This window comes from Paenibacillus sp. FSL R5-192 (genome assembly GCF_000517845.1).
Classification (GTDB): domain Bacteria; phylum Bacillota; class Bacilli; order Paenibacillales; family Paenibacillaceae; genus Paenibacillus; species Paenibacillus amylolyticus.
In genome coordinates, this window is sequence record NZ_ASPR01000014.1 from 887,398 (window position 1) to 905,898 (window position 18,501).

General features: G+C 45.2%; 18 protein-coding genes. 15 read left to right on the top strand and 3 right to left on the bottom strand.

The genetic code is table 11. From position 1 onward, the window contains the following. Positions 1-205: 205 nt before the first annotated feature. The 4 genes from C161_RS12435 (at position 206) to C161_RS12450 (ending at position 2,926) form a co-directional block, all read left to right on the top strand. Positions 206-772 carry a hypothetical protein gene (locus C161_RS12435; RefSeq protein WP_017688959.1) on the top strand — a complete coding sequence of 189 codons (567 nt, stop codon included), beginning with the start codon at positions 206-208 and terminating at the stop codon, positions 770-772. Between the two features lie 157 nt (positions 773-929). Continuing rightward, positions 930-1,787 carry a heme o synthase gene (gene cyoE, locus C161_RS12440; protein ID WP_036670542.1) on the top strand — a complete coding sequence of 286 codons (858 nt, stop codon included), beginning with the start codon at positions 930-932 and terminating at the stop codon, positions 1,785-1,787. A gap of 426 nt (positions 1,788-2,213) precedes the next feature. Beyond that, on the top strand, positions 2,214-2,696 hold the full coding sequence (locus C161_RS12445; RefSeq protein ID WP_036670544.1) for a tetratricopeptide repeat protein: 483 nt from the start codon (positions 2,214-2,216) through the stop codon (positions 2,694-2,696). 32 nt (positions 2,697-2,728) lie between these two features. Further along, positions 2,729-2,926 carry a hypothetical protein gene (locus tag C161_RS12450; RefSeq protein ID WP_036670545.1) on the top strand — a complete coding sequence of 66 codons (198 nt, stop codon included), beginning with the start codon at positions 2,729-2,731 and terminating at the stop codon, positions 2,924-2,926. A gap of 42 nt (positions 2,927-2,968) precedes the next feature. Here the strand turns inward: C161_RS12450 and C161_RS12455 are convergent, their stop codons facing one another. Then, positions 2,969-3,844 carry a LysR family transcriptional regulator gene (locus C161_RS12455; RefSeq protein ID WP_036671042.1) on the bottom strand — a complete coding sequence of 292 codons (876 nt, stop codon included), beginning with the start codon at positions 3,842-3,844 and terminating at the stop codon, positions 2,969-2,971. Positions 3,845-4,009: 165 nt separating this feature from the next. On the opposite strand from C161_RS12455, the gene C161_RS12460 reads away from it, so the two are divergent. The 10 genes from C161_RS12460 (at position 4,010) to C161_RS12505 (ending at position 16,122) form a co-directional block, all read left to right on the top strand. After that, positions 4,010-4,957 (top strand): DMT family transporter, encoded by a 948-nt coding sequence (locus C161_RS12460; RefSeq protein ID WP_036670547.1) that lies wholly within the window; start codon positions 4,010-4,012, stop codon positions 4,955-4,957. Between the two features lie 189 nt (positions 4,958-5,146). Next, positions 5,147-6,178, top strand: a complete 1,032-nt coding sequence (locus C161_RS12465) for a LacI family DNA-binding transcriptional regulator (protein ID WP_036670548.1) — start codon at positions 5,147-5,149, stop codon at positions 6,176-6,178. A gap of 246 nt (positions 6,179-6,424) precedes the next feature. Then, positions 6,425-8,974, top strand: coding sequence for a beta-mannosidase (locus tag C161_RS12470; RefSeq protein ID WP_036670550.1), 2,550 nt, complete (start codon positions 6,425-6,427; stop codon positions 8,972-8,974). A gap of 166 nt (positions 8,975-9,140) precedes the next feature. Beyond that, the gene (locus C161_RS31515; protein ID WP_051449704.1) at positions 9,141-9,692 is read left to right on the top strand and encodes a hypothetical protein; all 552 of its coding nucleotides are present in this window, start codon (positions 9,141-9,143) and stop codon (positions 9,690-9,692) included. Positions 9,693-9,769: 77 nt separating this feature from the next. Further along, complete coding sequence (locus C161_RS12480) at positions 9,770-10,474, top strand: response regulator transcription factor (protein ID WP_017688950.1); 705 nt, start codon at positions 9,770-9,772, stop codon at positions 10,472-10,474. Continuing rightward, positions 10,471-11,511, top strand: coding sequence for a sensor histidine kinase (locus C161_RS12485; RefSeq protein WP_036670551.1), 1,041 nt, complete (start codon positions 10,471-10,473; stop codon positions 11,509-11,511). The genes C161_RS12480 and C161_RS12485 overlap by 4 nt, the downstream gene beginning before the upstream one ends. 34 nt (positions 11,512-11,545) lie before the next feature. After that, the gene (locus C161_RS12490; protein ID WP_235193794.1) at positions 11,546-12,271 is read left to right on the top strand and encodes a cytochrome c biogenesis CcdA family protein; all 726 of its coding nucleotides are present in this window, start codon (positions 11,546-11,548) and stop codon (positions 12,269-12,271) included. 18 nt (positions 12,272-12,289) lie between these two features. Further along, positions 12,290-12,871, top strand: a complete 582-nt coding sequence (locus C161_RS12495; protein WP_036670555.1) for a redoxin family protein — start codon at positions 12,290-12,292, stop codon at positions 12,869-12,871. A 16-nt stretch (positions 12,872-12,887) separates the two neighbouring features. Further along, a complete protein-coding gene (gene msrB, locus C161_RS12500; protein ID WP_084650143.1) occupies positions 12,888-13,976 on the top strand; it encodes a peptide-methionine (R)-S-oxide reductase MsrB in 1,089 nt (362 codons plus the stop codon). A gap of 235 nt (positions 13,977-14,211) precedes the next feature. Continuing rightward, positions 14,212-16,122 (top strand): AraC family transcriptional regulator, encoded by a 1,911-nt coding sequence (locus C161_RS12505; RefSeq protein WP_036670557.1) that lies wholly within the window; start codon positions 14,212-14,214, stop codon positions 16,120-16,122. Positions 16,123-16,256: 134 nt separating this feature from the next. On the opposite strand, the gene C161_RS12510 is transcribed toward C161_RS12505, so the two are convergent. Both C161_RS12510 and C161_RS12515 read right to left on the bottom strand, forming a co-directional pair. After that, on the bottom strand, positions 16,257-16,928 hold the full coding sequence (locus tag C161_RS12510; RefSeq protein ID WP_036670558.1) for a hypothetical protein: 672 nt from the start codon (positions 16,926-16,928) through the stop codon (positions 16,257-16,259). Positions 16,929-16,972: 44 nt separating this feature from the next. Further along, a complete protein-coding gene (locus C161_RS12515) occupies positions 16,973-17,494 on the bottom strand; it encodes a hypothetical protein (RefSeq protein WP_051449705.1) in 522 nt (173 codons plus the stop codon). A gap of 228 nt (positions 17,495-17,722) precedes the next feature. Between C161_RS12515 and C161_RS12520 the strand changes: the two genes are divergently transcribed. After that, complete coding sequence (locus C161_RS12520) at positions 17,723-18,400, top strand: SOS response-associated peptidase (protein WP_036670560.1); 678 nt, start codon at positions 17,723-17,725, stop codon at positions 18,398-18,400. The last annotated feature ends 101 nt before the right edge of the window (positions 18,401-18,501 follow it).

Sequence of the window (18,501 nt, forward strand, 5' to 3'; positions counted from 1 at the left end):
GGGTTATTGCCGTTTACGGAGAATACAGACAGGAGTGATGACGCACATTGTAACTATTTTTAATCTGGCTGATACTTTTATAATCCCTGTTCGAAGTATGATAGGAAAAGAAAGAACGTTGGAATCGATAGTTCACATGAGCGTTTGAGAAGCAAGACTTCCGGTTAAGGAATAGTAACGTTCATATTAAGGAGAGATGTTACCTATGAAGAACGCGACAAAACAATGGAAACTAGGAATGATCGGTGCAGTTGTTGCTTTACTTGGTATGATTGTGCTGACTACATATTTACTTACCCCTGCGAATGCTCAAGGTAGTACGGACGCTCAACAAACTTCTGCGAAAGAAGCTCAAGTTGCAAACTCCGAGATGTTTACAGCCTATGTTGAAGGTATGCATATAGAAGACGGCAAATTGTTTATGACAGTGGACAAGATTGGCTGGTATCAGGGTGAAGAAGCCGATGCGATTTTTGCACAGCGCAATCCGGAAGCAGGTATAGACGGTGCTCCAGATGGTTACTATATTGTCAATGACAGCAAAGAGCAGGAACAAGTTGAAGTTAGTGCCAATGCTGAAGTATTGATGCAGTTGTATGATCGGGATGGTACGATGCAGGGCGCAGACATTCAGTGGAATGAACCCGTGACATTATCCAAGTTCGAATCGTTGTATGAGAATACCCGTATTCTTGATCTGTCCGTATTCCCGTATCATCTGACGGTGCAGGACGGAAAAGTGACTAAAATTGTGCAACAATACATCCCATAAAATAAGATGAAATTCATCATTTAAGCATTCCTCCTGTTCATTGGAACGATGAGGGATGCTTTTTGGTTATGACAAATTAATGAAAGCGATTGTAATTAATGGTAGGTACATGTATCATTATTGGAATGGCGTTTTTACATAGTTCAGGAGGAGCCTCATGCTTAAAGACATGATTGCATTAACTAAGCCCGGACTTCTAAGGTTAAATGTGTTTGCGGTGGCGGTAGGATTCTGGGTAGCTTCAAAATGGGATATCAACTGGTTATCTCTGCTCATGGTCGTGATTGGATCAACCTTGGTTATTGCTTCAGCTTGTGTAATCAACAATTATTGGGATCGTGAATTGGACCAAAAGATGGAGCGCACCAAAAAAAGGATGGATTACATTAACCATCTGAAGCCAGGGTTTGTACTTGGCTATGGCATTATCCTTGGTGTTGTGGGACTAGCAGTACTATTTTTTCTGGTGAACCCGTTATCAGGCTGGATGGCACTACTTGGGTGGTTCGCTTACATCGTGATTTACACGATGTGGTTGAAACGCAGTTCGACGTGGAGCACGTCGCTGGGTGGAATTGCAGGAGCAATGCCGCCTGTCATCGGTTATACGTCTGTAACCAATGAGATTGATGCAGGTGCCTGGTTGCTATTTGCACTATTATTCTTGTGGCAACCACCACACTTCTGGTCATTGGGTATTCGCCGGGTAGAGGAGTATCGTGCTGCTGGCTTCCCGTTGTTGCCAGTGGTTAAAGGGGTGAAACGCACCAAGTTTCAGATGATTCCTTATGTTTTTCTGCTGCTTCCTGCTGTATTCCTGTTGTATTATTACAACTACGTAGGTCTGGTATTTCTGATTGTATCTCTGGTCGGTGGACTGATCTGGTTCGTGCATACACTTAGCGGACTGAAGACACGGGATGATGAGAAGTGGGCAAAAGTAAACTTTCTGATCTCTGTTAATTATCTCATGCTTGTATTTATTGTCATGGTAGCGAATACGGTATGGTCTTAATTAGACGATGAACAGATCGTTTTCAGAGAGATTTCAGCTTAAGCTATATAAATTGAACTAAACATTTACACAAAACGGAGAGGACAGAAAAAACCTGAAGAAGCGAAAGCGTTCGCCTAAAAGCTTTCTGAAAGAAAGCTGCATCGAAAGCATACGCTTATCCCCGGATTTTCACCTTTGTTAAAATGATTCGAAAAATCCGGGGATAACAGCGATCGGAAGGTTGTTCTGTCATCGAAGTGTCCAGTGGAATTATGCTTTAGTCCATTTTTTATAACAGGCTGCATCGAATGAAAAAGCACACTATGGAATAGCGTTTGGACAACCTTGAGTTGTTACAACATATTCTCTAGGGTGCTTTTTTGGTATAATAAAACAATTGAATTATATATGTGGAAATTATAATGCAAGATGGGAAGTGACAGCATGAGTAATTTGGAACAGGCCGTGCAATGGAGACAAGAAGGCAAGGTGCAGGAAGCGATTGAACTACTGCAAGAGATTACAGTCCAGGAACCCGAGAATGCGAATGTCTGGTATCAGCTGGCTTGGGCACATGATTCGCTTGGATTGGAGCAGGAAGCTGTCCCGCATTATGAGAAGGCACTAAGTCTTGGTCTTTCTGGTGAGGACAGGGCAGGGGCGATACTCGGGTTGGGCAGCACATATCGAACGCTTGGACAGTATGAGCAGGCAAAGGTTTGGTTTGAAAAAGGGATGAAAGAATTCCCGGCGTACCGGGAATTTGAAGTTTTCTATGCCATGGTGCTCTACAATCTGGGTGAACATGCAGAAGCGATGCAACGACTGCTCGTGCAACTTGCGGACACATCAAGTGACAAGAGAATCAATGACTATAACAGAGCCATCCGTAACTACGCAGATCAGCTCGATCGGGTGTGGGAATAGATCGAATACACAGAAAAGGGAGAGATGGATGAATGAACTCCAATCAAGATCTGAAACAGGTAAATGAAAGGTTGGATCAAATTGAGCGAAAATTGGATAACCTGGGAGGCAGCCATCAGAACAAACGCTCACCTGGCGTGCGCTTCCTGATTGGTTTTGGCATCACGATTGGGATTATATCTGTACTGATATTGACCCTCGGCGTTATCCAATTTGTGAGTAACGGATAGGAGAAATCGATCTTAACGACAGAGGTAGTGAGTTCTCCAAATTTACATTACCTGGCCCAGCCACTGTTGTACCGCTTCAATGAAACGCCGCGTAGCGGGCGATAGATTGCCCAAAGATGGGCAGGCCATGCCAATTGTACGATAAGGATCTCCAGAGAGTGGCACGAGCGCGAGTGAATCGGTATGATTTTGAAGAACCATTTCCGGAAGCAGGCTGATACCGAGGCCATTACGGACCATCGCCATAATGGCTTGATCCTCGGCTACTTCATAGACGACATTGAGCTTGGCTGCATGTTGCCGGATGAGTCGTTCAATCTCGTTATCTCCACCCCACTTGGGCAGAATAAAGGGTTGTTCCAGTAAAACATCAAACGAAACAGACTCCTCTGAGGCGAGAGGATGATCCAGAGGCAGGATGCACATCATCCTGTCTTTTTGTAATGGGATCGTCTCAAAAGGTGATGAATCGCCGAGGGATAGAAATCCGAGATCGATGGCACCTCCAGCTAGCCAGCCCTCAATCTCAGCATAATCTCCTTCCCACAGCTTAATCTCAATTCCGGGATGACGCAGGCGAAATTGTTTCAGGATGCCCGGCAACCATTGTGTGGAGACACTTGCGAAGGTACCAATACGCACCGTACCAATCTCCGCGCCGCGAATGAGGGAAATTTCCTGGTTCATGAGTTCCGTCCAGCGCAGAATCTCACGTGTGTATCCCAGAATGCGTTCCCCTTCAGCGGTAACCCGCACACCGGAGCGGCTGCGATGGAGCAGGGAAAAACCACATTCTGTCTCCAGACTGGCGATGGCATGGCTGACTGCGGATTGGGTGATATTCAGAGCTTCAGCTGCTTTGGTGAGACTGCCATATTCCACAACGGTATTTAATATTTCGTATTTGATCAGTGACATGAATGGTTCCGTTCCTTCCCATTTTTGATACATGAGTTTATTTCATATAATCCATTATAAATATTCATTTTAATAATGCAAAGAGATGGTTTATACTTGCCAAGGCGAGTTAGTTTGACGCACGATCACACAGATCAGAATACATAGAATGAAGGTTGAAGTAAGATGAATGGTGTACAGGTTAATCAAGGTCAGGCAACAAGAAGAGCGGACATACAGATGCTGCTCGCAACGGTTATATGGGGATCTTCCTATCTGTTTATGAAATCGGGTCTGGAGTCCATACAAGAATTGAATCTGGTCGCATTTCGTTTTGGAATTGCCTTTATTGCCGCAGGACTTCTTTTTCATCGGCGGTTGTTTAAGATGGATCGCAGTACACTTGTGGCAGGCGCTATTATGGGGACAGCTTTATTCGCTGCATTTGTATTCATCACCTATGGTGTGCAACGAACCACGACATCCCAAGCGGGATTCCTAATAAGTTTAGCCGTTATTTTTGTACCGATCCTGACGACGATCCAGCATCGTCGTATGCCGGATAAACGATTGACACTCAGTATCCTGGTTGCCGTTACCGGGCTTGGCTTGCTGACGCTTCAGCATCAGCTTAATCTGCACACGGGAGATATTCTCTGCATACTAGCAGCACTTGTGTATGCCATCTATATAATGATTGCTGGCAAGTTCACACCGAAGCATGATCCGTTAACATTGGGGACAGTTCAATTGGGTGCTGCGGCGATGTGGGGAATTGCAGCTACATTTATGCTGGAAACGCCACGTATGCCCGATACGGCTGAATCCTGGGCAGCCATTCTCGGGTTAGGTGTGTTGTGTAGCGGCTTGGGGTATATTCTGCAGACACTCGCGCAGCGTCATGCCTCTCCCACAAGAACAAGTCTGATTTTTTCACTCGAACCACTGTTTGCGGCAGCCTTTGCATTTACCTTTCAAGGGGAATCGCTAACGTTGCAAGGATATGCAGGAGCAGCTTTGATGTTGGTCGGTGTTCTGATCACAGAGATCAAACTTCCACAGCCTATCTTCTGGCGCAGAAAACGCCCGGTTTTACAGTCGGAACTCGGCGATCAAGGAGCACGAGGCGTATAATTGGAGGACAAAGGGTTCTTTCGTCATCTTCTATGGAAGGTGGGGAGAGGGCCTTTTTTGGTTATGTCGCACACCTTGTGAAACAGATAAACAACTACCTAACAAAAACAAAATAACATAACCTTGTTTTGTTGATTTTTGTTTTTTATGCTACACTGAATGGAAAATTAGGAAAAACGGGTGAGTAGGATGGCCAAAAGAGTAACGATGCAGCAAATTGCGGATGCTGCGGGGGTGTCCAAATTCGCAGTCTCCCGTGCGCTGACGGGCAAGCCTGGTGTGAGTGAACATACACGCGAGATGATTGTCAGAACAGCGGGGCAGCTTGGGTATTTCAGAACTGAGCCTAAGCGTTATCCGGGGGAGACACTGATATCAACGGAGATGAAGCCAGAAGCGGAGCGACAAGGCACGATATTAATTTTGTTTCCTAACGTTCGTTCTCAGAATCGATCTTCCTTATACTGGGGGCCTGTGTTTGATGGCATTTCTGAGAGGTTGAATGAGAAGGGGATGGATATTTTAACGCTGACAGAACCCTCTTCAGATCGAATGTTCTCGGTCCTTAATCCCGAAGCAATCAGCGGAGTCATTACCGTGGGCACCATCTCGACATCGGTATTGCTGGAGATTTACAGACTGCGTATTCCGCTTGTCATGGTGGATCATGAAGACCCTGCCATATACGCAGACTCGGTTTTTACGGACAATATGAAATGTATGAAAGAACTGGTTCTCATGCTTGTTGGTAAAGGGTATAGAAGGTTCCAGTTTGCCGGGCAACTGCCCGATGCAGCAAGTTTTAGAGAACGCTGGCTTGGATATCGTATGGTGCTGGAAGAGAAACAGTTGGAGGGGGAACAGCAAGACGGCTTGCTGGGACCAGAGTATGATCAGATCCGGAGATCCGTTGCTGAAATGGAGCTGGAGGATATCCCTGAAGTTATTGTGTGCGCAAATGACCATACAGCTGTCATTGTCATTCAGGCACTCGAAAGTCGAGGCATTAAGGTGCCTGAACGCTGTGCCGTAACCGGATTTGACAATACGCAGACGGATGAACCCATTCTTGCTTCGGTACATATTAACAAAGAGAATCTGGGAACGAGAGCAGTAGATCAGCTATTGTGGCGGATTAAACATCTGGATGAACCTTATGAACGCAAGCTGATCTATTCGGAATTAATTATTCGTGATGAATATAACGCCAGTATACAGTAATGGGATATGAACTTAAGGGTCATTTTAGCAATGATCATACGGGTAAATGAAATCAGGTGAAAGACATGGAGAGGTTAGAGCTTCATGTCTTTTTGTTATGCAGAGATTGTTTAACAAATTAAATTACAAAACAGATTGACTATAAGAAGCATATCGTGTTAATTTTGTTTTGTAAGTTATTTGTTTTTATAATAACAAAACCTAACAAAATAATGTTTACCAACTCTAACAACAATGGAGGCTGTCATGAGCACAATACAATCACATGTTTTTCAGAATTGGACGTTCAAGGCTTGCGAAGATCAAGAGTGGATGCCGGCTAAGGTGCCCGGCTGTGTGCATACAGATTTGCTGAAGCTGGGCAAGATTCCAGATCCTTTTTATGGAACAAACGAGAAGGAAGTACAATGGATTGATAAGATAGATTGGGAATATCAGACAGAATTTGACGTTGCCGAAGGGTTGTTCTCCCAAGAACATCTGGAGCTGGTGTTTGATGGTCTGGATACATATGCGGATGTGTATGTGAATGATGTGCATGTGTTATCAGCAGATAATATGTTCCGGGTATGGAAGGCAGATGTAAAGTCTGTATTGAAGGGGAACGGCAACATTCTTCGAATACGTTTTCGGTCACCAATTCAGGAAGATCTGCCTAAGCTGGAGAAGCTCGGATATGCATTACCTGCATCGAATGATCAGTCCGATGTTGGCGGACTTGGCGACAAGAGAGTAAGTATTTTTGCACGTAAAGCCCCGTATCACTATGGTTGGGACTGGGGGCCGCGTTTTGTAACCAGTGGGATCTGGCGTGAAGCACGTCTTGAAGGTTGGACACAGGTACGAATCAATGATGTGTATATCCAGCAAAATGAAGTAAGCGCTACCTCAGCTTCATTAACTGCTGTTGTGGAAGTCGAGACATCACAAGCGGTAGATACGATTATTCGTATCGGCGCAGATGGACAGAGATGGGAAAGATTCGTATCGCTACAACCTGGAACTCAGACTGTGGAGATTCCAATCTCCATTGATGAACCAAAACTGTGGTGGAGCCGTGGGCTTGGTGATCCCCATATGTACACCTTCCTTACCGAAGTGCTTCAAGGTGAGCGAGCTGTGGCTGAATCTACAGTGAAGACTGGGCTTCGTTCCATTCGGCTGGTACGTGACAAAGATGAAGCAGGAGCATCCTTTTACTTTGAACTAAATGGTGTTGCGGTCTTTACCAAAGGGGCCAATCACATTCCAAATGATAGCTTCATCACTGAAATTACTCATGAACGTTATCGTCATGAGATCGTATCCGCAGCCGAGTCCAATATGAATATGCTGCGCGTGTGGGGTGGCGGAATCTATGAGCAGGATGTGTTCTACGAACTATGTGATGAATACGGAATCCTGGTATGGCAAGACTTCATGTTTGCATGCAGCATGTATCCGGGAGACGAAGCGTTCCTGAGCAGTGTAAGACATGAAGCCATTGATAATGTGAAACGTCTGCGCAACCATCCAAGTATTGCACTCTGGTGTGGGAACAACGAGATTGATTCGGCTTGGGCGCACTATGTTGAGAATGGTGGCTGGGGTTGGAAAAAGGAATTTACTGCCGAGCAGCGTGAAAGTATCTGGGCCGATTACGAAGCCATCTTCCATGATCTGCTGCCAGAAGTGGTTGAAGCGTATGCTCCAGGTGTGGATTACTGGCCTTCCTCACCACTGGTATCCCTGACAGGGGATGAGACGCAACATGCGCACCCATCCACAGCCGAAGGGGATATCCACTACTGGGGCGTGTGGCACAATGTAGAACCATTCGAGAACTACAACGTGCATGTGGGTCGTTTCATGAGTGAATACGGATTCCAGTCTTTCCCGGAGTACAAGTCAGTACGCACTTACGCAGAAGAAGAGGATCTGGCTCTGGAATCGGAAGTCATGCTGGCTCATCAAAAGAATGGGGCAGGCAATCGTCTGATCAAACAGTACATGGATATGTACATGCATGAATCGAAGGACTTCCCATCGTTCCTGTATATGAGCCAGGTGCTTCAAGCGGAAGCAATGAAGACAGCCATTGAAGCGCACCGTCGCCGCAAACCATTCTGCATGGGCACACTTTACTGGCAAATGAATGACTGCTGGCCGGTGGCTTCATGGGCAGGTATGGACTACCTTGGTCGTTGGAAAGCATTGCAATATTATGCGAAACGCAGCTTCAGCGATGTGTTGGTATCGGTAGATGGAACAAAAGAAGATACAACAGATATATATATCATCTCGGATCAATTACAACCTGTAAAAGGGCAGTTACAGATTCGTTTGCTCGGGTTCGATGGAACGGTGCATCGTGATGAAACACATGACGTGACCTTGGCACCTAATACAGGTGATCGAGTGCTGTCATTACGTAACGTGGAGTGGCTTGAAGGTCATGATACAACTAACACGCTGCTGCGCCTGGATCTGAAACAGGAAGGTGCGGCGAATATCGTACAGGAACACTATTTTGTACCGTCCAAAGACCTTGCTCTGCAGCCTGCAAACATCAATGTAAGCGGGGGAGCGGATGAGAACGGCGTTCATCTGGTACTGGAAAGTGACGTGCTTGCTAAACAGGTATGGTTATCTTCGGATGTGGAGGGTGTCTTCTCAGATAACTTCTTCGACTTGATTCCTGGCATTCCGGTGAAGGTGCAGTTCACTTCTAGAGAGGGATTGCAGTCTAATGATGTGATATCAAATCCGGGACCGATCGAGGTTCGATCCATGATTGATTTTATTCGTTTGACCTAGAAGAAACGGTTGGAGTCTCTCGGAAGAGAGATTTCAACCGTTTTTTTATTGAAACCTCACCCCATTTATATATCGTAATGGTTTCGTAATACTTCGCTTAGAGAATCGTAAGCTGTCTTGCTTATTGTAATCCATGTAAGTAATAAACGAATGGAGAGTGATAAGAATGATGAAAACAAATAAGAGCAAAAAAGTGATGGTAGCAGCGGTATTGATGATGTCTATGGCCTTTTCTGGATTGGCAAGTGCAGCAGATATGAAAACGATTAAAAAGGATGGCATGGAGCTTGTTCAATTGAGACAGGCGGCGAAAATGTATGATTACAGCATTATGTGGGACAGCAAGGATAGATCTGTAACTCTGATGTATATGGGCAAAATGGACGACAAGATGATGAAAGACGACAACATGATGGAAGACGACATGAAGATGAAAGATGACAAAATGATGGAAGACGACATGAAGATGAAAGATGACAAAATGATGGAAGACGACATGATGATGAAAGACGACATGATGATGAAAGATGACAAAATGATGGAAGAAACGATGATGCCTGCGGGGAAAACGATTAAATTGTGGATTGGATCGAAAGAAATTATGGTAGACGGTATGCAAGTTAACTTGAAATCGATGCCTGTCATCCATGAAGGGAATTCGTATGCGGCTGAGTCTGTAATTAAACAATACATGATGCCAGCCATGGGAATGAAGTAATTTAAGGGCTAAGCATTGCCATCACCATATGATATGATTGGCTCAAATGTATTTTCTGGAATATGGGGTGGGTTCGTTTGAATGAATGTGTACTGGTTGCCGATGATGATACAAATATTACGGACGTTTGTCGCAGGTATCTGGAACGGGAAGGTTATCTTGTCGTGACGGCTAAGGACGGTTTGGAGGCTATTGAGCTGTGGCACAGCCAAACGCCAAGCTTGATTGTGCTCGACCTGATGATGCCACATAAGAATGGTTGGGAAGTTTGCAACGAGATTCGGCAAACTGAGGATGTGCCCATTGTAATGCTGACGGCCCGGGGGGAGGAGCAGGACCGTCTGATGGGACTGACGATGGGGGCGGATGATTATCTGACCAAACCATTCAGTCCGAGAGAACTTGTTTTGCGTGTGAAGGCAATCCTGCGGAGAATGCGAATTGCGCAGGCATCACCTGTTACAACATCTGAATATACGATCAATTATGAAGGGCTTACCATTGATTTTACCAAGCGTGAAGTGCACATCAGCGGGCAGGCCATTGAATTGACCGTTACAGAGTTTGAGATGTTGTATTTGCTGGCAAGTCACCCGGGTCAGGTGTTCTCCCGTAACCAGATGTTAAGCAAGATTTGGGATTTTAGCTATGAGGGAGATACAACAACGGTGACTGTACATGTTCGGAGATTACGAGAGAAGATCGAACAGAATCCTTCTGATCCAAAATATATTAAAACAGTTTGGGGCATAGGCTACAAGTTTGCGGGTGGTAGTTCATGAAACTTCGCACATACTTGGTGTTGTCCAGTCTCACGGGCATTGGCGTATTATTAATTTGTTTGTTCATCAGTTATTCCAAAATGCTGCTTACAATCGAACAATTGTATTGGTTATCGGCTATAACGGCAGGGGTAGGCTTACTTTCGTTTATTCTTCAATATTTGCTGACTAAGCCATTGGAGAAATCAATTGCACGAATTACACAGCAGACAATACGCATTGCCGAAGGGGATTTCCATACGGAAGTCCCTCTCATCGGTACGCAGGAATTTAAGCTCCTGGCACAGCAATTTAATGAAATGAGTTCCAAGCTGAAGGAAAGTTTTGATCATCTGCATCACTCAGAAACCGCGAGACGAGAGTTGATCGCCAATGTTTCCCATGATTTACGGACTCCCTTGGCATCCATTCAGTCATTCGTCGAAGCGTTGGAGGATGATGTCATTAAGGATAAAGAAACCTTTCAACGTTACCTGAACACGATACGACTTGAGACGAAGCGTTTGGGAGGGCTTATTCAAGATTTGTTTGAGTTATCCAGCCTGGAAGCGCAAGGGGAGGTATTTGACCCTCAGCCTTGTCACGTTGATGAGTTGCTGCTCAGTACGTTGGAGAGTTTTTCGTTTCACCTCGCCGAGAAAACGCTGAACGTTGAAATCGATTTGCCCGATAAATTACCAGCCGCGGTCATGATGCCTGCACAAATGAAGCGGGTCCTTTCCAATTTGCTGCAAAATGCCATTCAATACTCTCCTGTTGAAGGAAAAATCATTCTGGCTGCCGAAGAAAAGGGGCCGTTTATACGAATTTCAGTTACGGATGAAGGGGAAGGCATTGAAGCCGAGGAAACTTCGCGTATATTTGAACGTTTTTATCGAATTGACAAATCACGCAGCAAGAGTAATGGGGGGGCCGGGCTTGGCCTTGCCATCGCTCAATCAATTGTGGAACTCCATGGTGGCGAGATCGGGGTTCAGAGTACAAAAGGAGAAGGAAGCTGCTTCTGGTTCACGCTTCCGATCTACGTCAGTCGTTAACCTTGGTTAATCAAACGTAGTATTTATTCAGGTGGTGAATGACTTGACCAGTGATTTGGTTTTTCTTTTCGGGGTTTTTGGTGCAGGATTGTTATCGTTTTTTGCGCCATGTATTCTGCCGCTGATCCCGGTATACGTGTCTTATCTATCCGGAAGCATCGTCAACGGTACGAATCAGCAGCAGCCTGACACCCATTCGGTTCGGTTGCGGTCCACACTTGTTTTGCGGACATTTTTATTTGTTCTTGGGCTGTCCCTGGTATTTGTTTTACTCGGTTTTGGTTCCGGCATCGTTGGTAATTTGATCTCAAGTCCTGCGTTTATTGCGATCTGCGGAGCCATCGTAGTGCTTTTTGGGATTTATCAAACCGGGTTGATCCGACTATCCTGGCTGGAACGGGAGAGAAAGCTGTCAAACAATCAAGCCAAACGGGGAGGGTATGTCGGAGCGTTCCTGTTGGGTCTAACGTTTAGTTTTGGCTGGACGCCTTGTATCGGGCCTGTGCTGGCGGCCATTCTTGGTATCGCCGCAGGAGAAGGCTCTCCACTGTATGGCGGGTTTCTCATGTTCCTGTATACCCTTGGGTTAGCGATTCCTTTCCTGATTCTGTCCGTTTTTTCGGAATATGTTATGAAGCGGATACGTCGTTTATACAAGTACATGGGTGTCATCAAAATAACTTCCGGCTGTATTCTTATTGTCATGGGACTATTGTTAATGACAGACCGGCTAAACAGCTTAGTGACCTGGTTTCAATAATCATTGGAGGAATTTGGTATGAAGACGGCACGGAAATGGATGGTATCTGTAATCGTATTCACTGGAGTACTATTGATCTTGAGCGCATGTGGATCACAGCAAACAGATACAAAACAAACGGGGTCATCATCAACCTCAGCATCAACATCCGATATGAGTTCGTCAACCATGATGAACAAGGGAGAGACGGCTCCTGAATTTTCATTGCGTGATCTGAAAGGAAACACGGTTGGACTTTCTGATGTTCAAGGCAAGAAAGTGTATGTGAAATATTGGGCTTCCTGGTGTTCCATCTGCCTTGCGGGTTTGGAAGACCTGAATAATCTGGCTGGTCAAAACAATGATTTTCAAGTCATTACGATTGTGACGCCGGACTACAAAGGAGAGAAATCCTCCCAAGCGTTTACCGAATGGTTTGACCAACAGCCATATGATAACATAACTGTTCTTTTGGATGAGAAAGGTGTATGGGCCAAGGAATTTGGTGTAAGAGCGTATCCTAGTTCCTTTTATATTGGCTCTGATGGTATTTTAGCGAAATCGCAGCCAGGGCATGCATCCAATGAACAGATCATGGAATCATTACAAGAGATTTTGTGAGAAGGGAGGAAGTGTCATGAAAAGGACGCTGCTGGGCCTGTGCCTCCTTGTTATAGCGATAGTTGTGTCTGCTTGTGGAAACAGGGGTGAGAGCCATTCAGCTTCATCTTCGATATCCACTCAACCTGTCAAGGCATCGAGTGTCTCTGAGGAAAACCTGAGTAACCTGTACTTGGCAGGAGGCTGCTTCTGGGGTGTGGAGGCATATATGGCTCGTATTCCAGGGGTTCAGGATGTGACTTCCGGTTATGCCAACGGTGAAGGAAAGAATCCAACCTATGAGGATGTTATACGCGGGGACCAGGGGTTTGCGGAGACTGTTCATGTAAAATATGATCCGCAGCAAGTATCTTTGCAGAAATTGCTTGAATCTTATTTTCGAGTTATTGATCCTACCAGCTTGAATAAGCAGGGCAATGATCGTGGAGTTCAGTATCGGACTGGAATATATTATACGTTGTCTGAAGATGCCAAAATCATCGGGCAGGCTGTAGAGGCAGAGCAAGAAAAATATGACCAACCCATCGTAACGGAAGTAATGCCTCTGCAGAATTATTATTTGGCGGAGGAGTACCATCAGGATTATTTGGAAAAAAATCCGAACGGATATTGTCACATTGATATGACTGTCCTGGATGACCTGGAGATTGGAATTGATCCCGCTCAATATCCACGTCCAACAGATGAACAATTAAAGGAACGATTAACAGACGAACAGTATGCGGTCACGGTAAACAATGATACGGAGCATGCGTTCAGTAACGAATACTGGGATAATGAGGAGCCCGGTCTGTATGTGGATATTGCAACGGGAGAGCCGTTATTCACCAGCCGGGATAAGTACGATTCCGGTTGCGGGTGGCCGAGTTTTACAAAGCCGATTGTACCTGAGGTTGTTACCTATACAACGGATACGAGCTTTGGGATGGAACGCACGGAGGTACGAAGCCGGGCAGGTGACATCCACCTCGGTCATGTGTTCGATGATGGTCCCGAAGATCGCGGCGGCAAACGTTACTGTATTAACAGTGTATCGATCCGGTTTATTCCGTTAGACAAGATGGAGGAAGAACGATACGGGTATTTATTGTCTTTTGTCGAGTAGAGAAGGGCAGCTGACTTTATCAAAACATAATAAGGCCATAATTTAGAACGGTTGAGATCTCTCTATGAGGGATTTCGACCGTTTTTTATTTTGCGGCATCTAACAAAAACGAAGGTAGGCTTCAAAGATGGTTCCATCATTGTTATAATTGATAATCATTATCAATTATAGGTGGGTTTTTAGTCACAATGCCAGGGTATTGTGCATGTTTGATTGCTTAGGAGAGGGAGTTTATATGGGAATTCAGAATGACATCAAGCTGTGGGATCAGGTACAGGTTCGCGTGCTAGATGTGCGTCTTATATCACTCGCAACACACGAGTTCATACGCAATTATGTGTTACCAACCAGTGCATTTGTGTATGTTCAAGGCAGGGGGCAGGTCTGGCTGGATGAAGAGGTATGGACTACAAACCAGTTCTTGTTGCTGCATGGGGGAAAAGGAAGACGTCTAACACTTGAAGCGACAGGGGTTATGGAGGTACATCTGATTTTGTACAAATCAACCTTGCCCTCCAATGTGCTTGTGGAGTACCGAATGATGTTGAACCAGCGTAATCCGTTTGAAGAGTCTTGGGCGACAGTGCCGGATCATACACTTGAGCTGCGTGAGCTTGTGCGGAATATACATGAATGTTGGTCAGGGCAGGAGCGAGTGGGCAAAATTCAGGTTAAAGTGTATTTTTTTCAACTCGTACAGCTTGTCTTGTTACAGCGGAGTCGCATGTCTAACGAATTTCAACAGCCTTCGCTTACCGATCAGGTTTTGCGATATATCAAAGCTCATTACCGGGAATCCATCTCACTTGATTTGCTTGCCCAGTCCTTGAGTTACAGTCCGCAATATGTATCACGCAAATTCAAGGAACAGACGGGATGTACACCGACAGAATATGTGATTCGGTTACGAATGGGTGAGGCAAGGAGTCTGCTTGCGTCCACAGAAGCTTCATTACAGGAGATTGCTGCGTATGTGGGTTATATGGACCCGTTTTATTTCAATCGTATATTCAAAAAAGAGATCGGTATCACACCGGGGCAATATCGGTTGAAGCAGCAGGATAACTCGAAATCAGTTTCAAAAAGTACATTAAATGCAACAAATCAATCCATTGTAACAGGAGGGGATGAACGTTATCCTTTAATTGATGATGATAATCATTATCAATATGAGGGAGATGAGGAAATCAACATGTTTAACCATTTTAAATCAGCGATCATGTCGCTTGCGCTTGTACTCACATTGAGTGCTTGTGGAACAGCCCAGCAGGGGGCAGAAACATCCGAAGTTGCTGCTGAACCCGAACAACCGGCAGTCGTGGAAACCCAAATGGTAAATACGACCTTTGGTGAGGTAGAGATTCCTGCACATCCGGAGCGAGTTGCTGCCATTGATTATCTGGGAACGGTGCTTGCTCTTGGTGTCAAACCGATAGGTGGAGGCCAATTTCTGATGAACAGTCCTTATCTTGAAGGTCACATGGATGGTCTTGAAACGATAGGGGATTCCGTTGAACAATTGATGGAACTGGAACCTGATCTCATTATTACATTGAATCCGGACAAGGCTGCTTATGAGAAATACAGCAAGATTGCTCCAACCGTTTCGATCGCATCCATCACATTCCCGACACTGAAAGATGAAGTGAACTATTTCGGTAAAGTCCTTGGCAAAGAAGCGGAAGCAGAGAAGTGGCTGGCTGATTTTGATGAGGAGATTGCCAAAATCAAGCAGGAGGTGCAGAGCGTTGTTCCAGCTGACGCTACATTCTCCGTTATGCAGGAATATGATCGCCAAGTCTTCATATTTGGCAATCAGTCGGGCCGGGGAGGGCGTAACATCTACGAATTGCTTGGATTGCAAGCGCCAAAGAACATTCCATCCGAGTTGATGCAGGGCGCCTACCATGAATTCTCCATAGAATTGCTTTCGAAGTATGCCGGAGATTACATTGTGCTGACCAGCAAGTCTCAGCTAAAAGATCTTCAGGCAGATCCGATCTGGGGTTCATTGCCTGCTATCAAAAATGGAAAAGTGTACATATGGACGGAAGAACAATCCTGGTTCCGTGACCCTATTGCCTTGTTGAAACAGACACAGGATCTGGCTGAATGGATTATTGGACTTAATACACCGTCTAAGTAAGGAACTTCAAAAAAACCGTGCCGCCCATTTTGCTGAGCAGCACGGTTTTTTATATTCTTATGTAGGACTGAACAGTAGAGGGGATTAGCTGTCTGTACGGAGATGAAGTAGCAGTGTGAATACCGTATAAGAGTTTATTCGCTCTTTTGTTCGTTCTGAATTTCTTGCAGATCCTCCAGCTGGAGTGTAAGGTCGTTCTCGGGGTTTGCACTCACAATGACTTCTGACTGTGATTGTTGCTGACCTGGCTGATTCGACTTGGCGGCAGGTTTAATCACGTAGAGACTTTGAACGGAGTTGAGCAGGCTGGCAGGGGTGTCTTCATACGTTTCCAGGAAGAGTACATAGTCTTTGGTAGGAATCAGCTTGAGGTTGTCATCATTAATAATCTCGGTGTTGCCTAGTTGTCCGCCAAGTTGCTTCACTTCAAGTTTTTCCCCGGCAGTGTAACCGCCTTTATAGGATTCAGCGACCTGAATCGTGTGGATCGTATAGATTTTGTCAAAAGAAGATGGCTCTCCGCCCGGATCGGACGCGGGGGTTAACTCGTTTTCATTAGCAGCATCAGTAACTTGTGCGATATCGTTTAAAGCTTCCACACGAGTCTCAACAACACTGCCTTTCACAATCGTATTTGCTCTCTCGGACAGGTCGCCAATGCTGGCATAACTCGGGTAATCTTCAGAAGCAATAATGGTCATGGGTGCATCGGATGTGGACGCGGTAGGTGTAACAGAAGAACATCCAACAGCAGATAAAATGGAAATGGAAGAGAGAAGCAGCGTTAATACTCGATTTTTGTTCATGGATAGGGATCCTCCTTGGATTTTTGGGATAAGTTCGTAGCGGATTAGTACTTGGATCTTACGTTATTGATATCAAAAGTTTGGGGTTGGGTCATGGAATTGCGGTTGCGGGAGTAAGACATAATGGAAGGACTGCTTGTTGTTGGGTTGTCACCGAGCCAGATGGAGTGACCGAGTTCGTGGACAAATACGCTTTGAATGAAGTTGGATAAGTTGGTTGCGTCAGGGGTGATTGTGGATGCATTGAGTTCGATGCGGAAGCTTACGACTTGACTGCCGGATACGGAGGCGTAGTTGACACCATATGCTGTATTATTGAAGTTTCCTGCGGTGATGGTGTTTGGGGAGTTACTTGTTTTGGTGAATTTAACTTTGGCACCTGCATTGTTCCAGTTGGTAAGGGAAGCGTCCATGGGAGTCTGCCATGAGGAGGCGTAATTATACGTACGAATGGGAATGGTGGTGCTGGGATAACCGTAGGTCAGAAAGGTTGCCGCATAGATGGTACTGCCAAACATCGCAATCGCTGAGAACAACATGATGCTCATTAAAAACTTCCTTTTCATACTTAAAACCTCCAATAAATGTATTTTATTCTCTATTATAGTAACAAGTAATATTTGAGTTGAAATGAGTCCGAGGTCGTTGTTTTTGTCGTGAAAAACATGAAATATATCTAGATCAGACCCTAATGGTGTCAAAATAAGTCATTTTCTGTTCGATATGCATGCATAATTTCCCTGAAATAACAGACAATACGTACAACTTCTCACAGGGAAAGGTAGTGCTTGAGCATGTGCAACCGTTTTTCATTGGCAGCCGATTTGGACCAAGTCAGAGATCATTTCAAGATTCAGCGAGTGATGTATTATTACAAAAACCGCTACAATATCAGCCCAACCCAGCATACGCCAATTATTTTGCATCAGGATGGTGAGCGTGTATTGGATGAGTTCCGGTGGGGGTTCATTCCATTCTGGGGGCGTGATGCCGTTAACGCAAATCTCATGACGGTACATGAGAATCCTTCCTATTACAAACTGGTAGAGACCAAACGCTGCGTCATTCCCTGCAATGGATTATATTACTGGCGGCAAGAGGGCAAGAAAAGTTATGCAGTTCGTGTTGTCATGCCGGATCGCGGTCTGTTCGGTATTGCTGGGTTATACGAGGTGTGGAGAGATACGCGGAAAGAGCCGCTTCGGACCTGCACGATGCTTATGACAGGCGCGAACATGGTTACACGTGAATTTGGCAGTAAAATGCCGGCGATCCTCTCCGAAGAAGAGATCAACACTTGGCTTGATCCGGCTAATACACGAGTGACACAATTGCTACCGCTATTGAAATCTTATAACAGTACAGAGATGAATCTGTATCCAGTCACCCCAATGGTCGCCAACGATGAACACGATTGTTACGAATGCGTGGAAGAGATGGATCAGAAGCTGGCTTACGTTCGGAGTTTCTGAATATCCTTTGGATGATGTGAAGAAGATGAAGAGGGCTGAGAGTCTGGAGACACTCTGCTCTTTTTTTCCTTTCAGAAAATGAAAAGTTGCAATTGCGGTGA

Coding starts and splice junctions, on each gene's coding strand:
- C161_RS12435 (WP_017688959.1), top strand. CDS start 206: ATGAAGAACGCGACAAAACAATGGAAACTAGGAATGATCGGTGCAGTT.
- cyoE (WP_036670542.1), top strand. CDS start 930: ATGCTTAAAGACATGATTGCATTAACTAAGCCCGGACTTCTAAGGTTA.
- C161_RS12445 (WP_036670544.1), top strand. CDS start 2,214: ATGAGTAATTTGGAACAGGCCGTGCAATGGAGACAAGAAGGCAAGGTG.
- C161_RS12450 (WP_036670545.1), top strand. CDS start 2,729: ATGAACTCCAATCAAGATCTGAAACAGGTAAATGAAAGGTTGGATCAA.
- C161_RS12455 (WP_036671042.1), bottom strand. CDS start 3,844: ATGTCACTGATCAAATACGAAATATTAAATACCGTTGTGGAATATGGC.
- C161_RS12460 (WP_036670547.1), top strand. CDS start 4,010: ATGAATGGTGTACAGGTTAATCAAGGTCAGGCAACAAGAAGAGCGGAC.
- C161_RS12465 (WP_036670548.1), top strand. CDS start 5,147: ATGGCCAAAAGAGTAACGATGCAGCAAATTGCGGATGCTGCGGGGGTG.
- C161_RS12470 (WP_036670550.1), top strand. CDS start 6,425: ATGAGCACAATACAATCACATGTTTTTCAGAATTGGACGTTCAAGGCT.
- C161_RS31515 (WP_051449704.1), top strand. CDS start 9,141: ATGATGAAAACAAATAAGAGCAAAAAAGTGATGGTAGCAGCGGTATTG.
- C161_RS12485 (WP_036670551.1), top strand. CDS start 10,471: ATGAAACTTCGCACATACTTGGTGTTGTCCAGTCTCACGGGCATTGGC.
- C161_RS12495 (WP_036670555.1), top strand. CDS start 12,290: ATGAAGACGGCACGGAAATGGATGGTATCTGTAATCGTATTCACTGGA.
- msrB (WP_084650143.1), top strand. CDS start 12,888: ATGAAAAGGACGCTGCTGGGCCTGTGCCTCCTTGTTATAGCGATAGTT.
- C161_RS12505 (WP_036670557.1), top strand. CDS start 14,212: ATGGGAATTCAGAATGACATCAAGCTGTGGGATCAGGTACAGGTTCGC.
- C161_RS12510 (WP_036670558.1), bottom strand. CDS start 16,928: ATGAACAAAAATCGAGTATTAACGCTGCTTCTCTCTTCCATTTCCATT.
- C161_RS12515 (WP_051449705.1), bottom strand. CDS start 17,494: ATGAAAAGGAAGTTTTTAATGAGCATCATGTTGTTCTCAGCGATTGCG.
- C161_RS12520 (WP_036670560.1), top strand. CDS start 17,723: ATGTGCAACCGTTTTTCATTGGCAGCCGATTTGGACCAAGTCAGAGAT.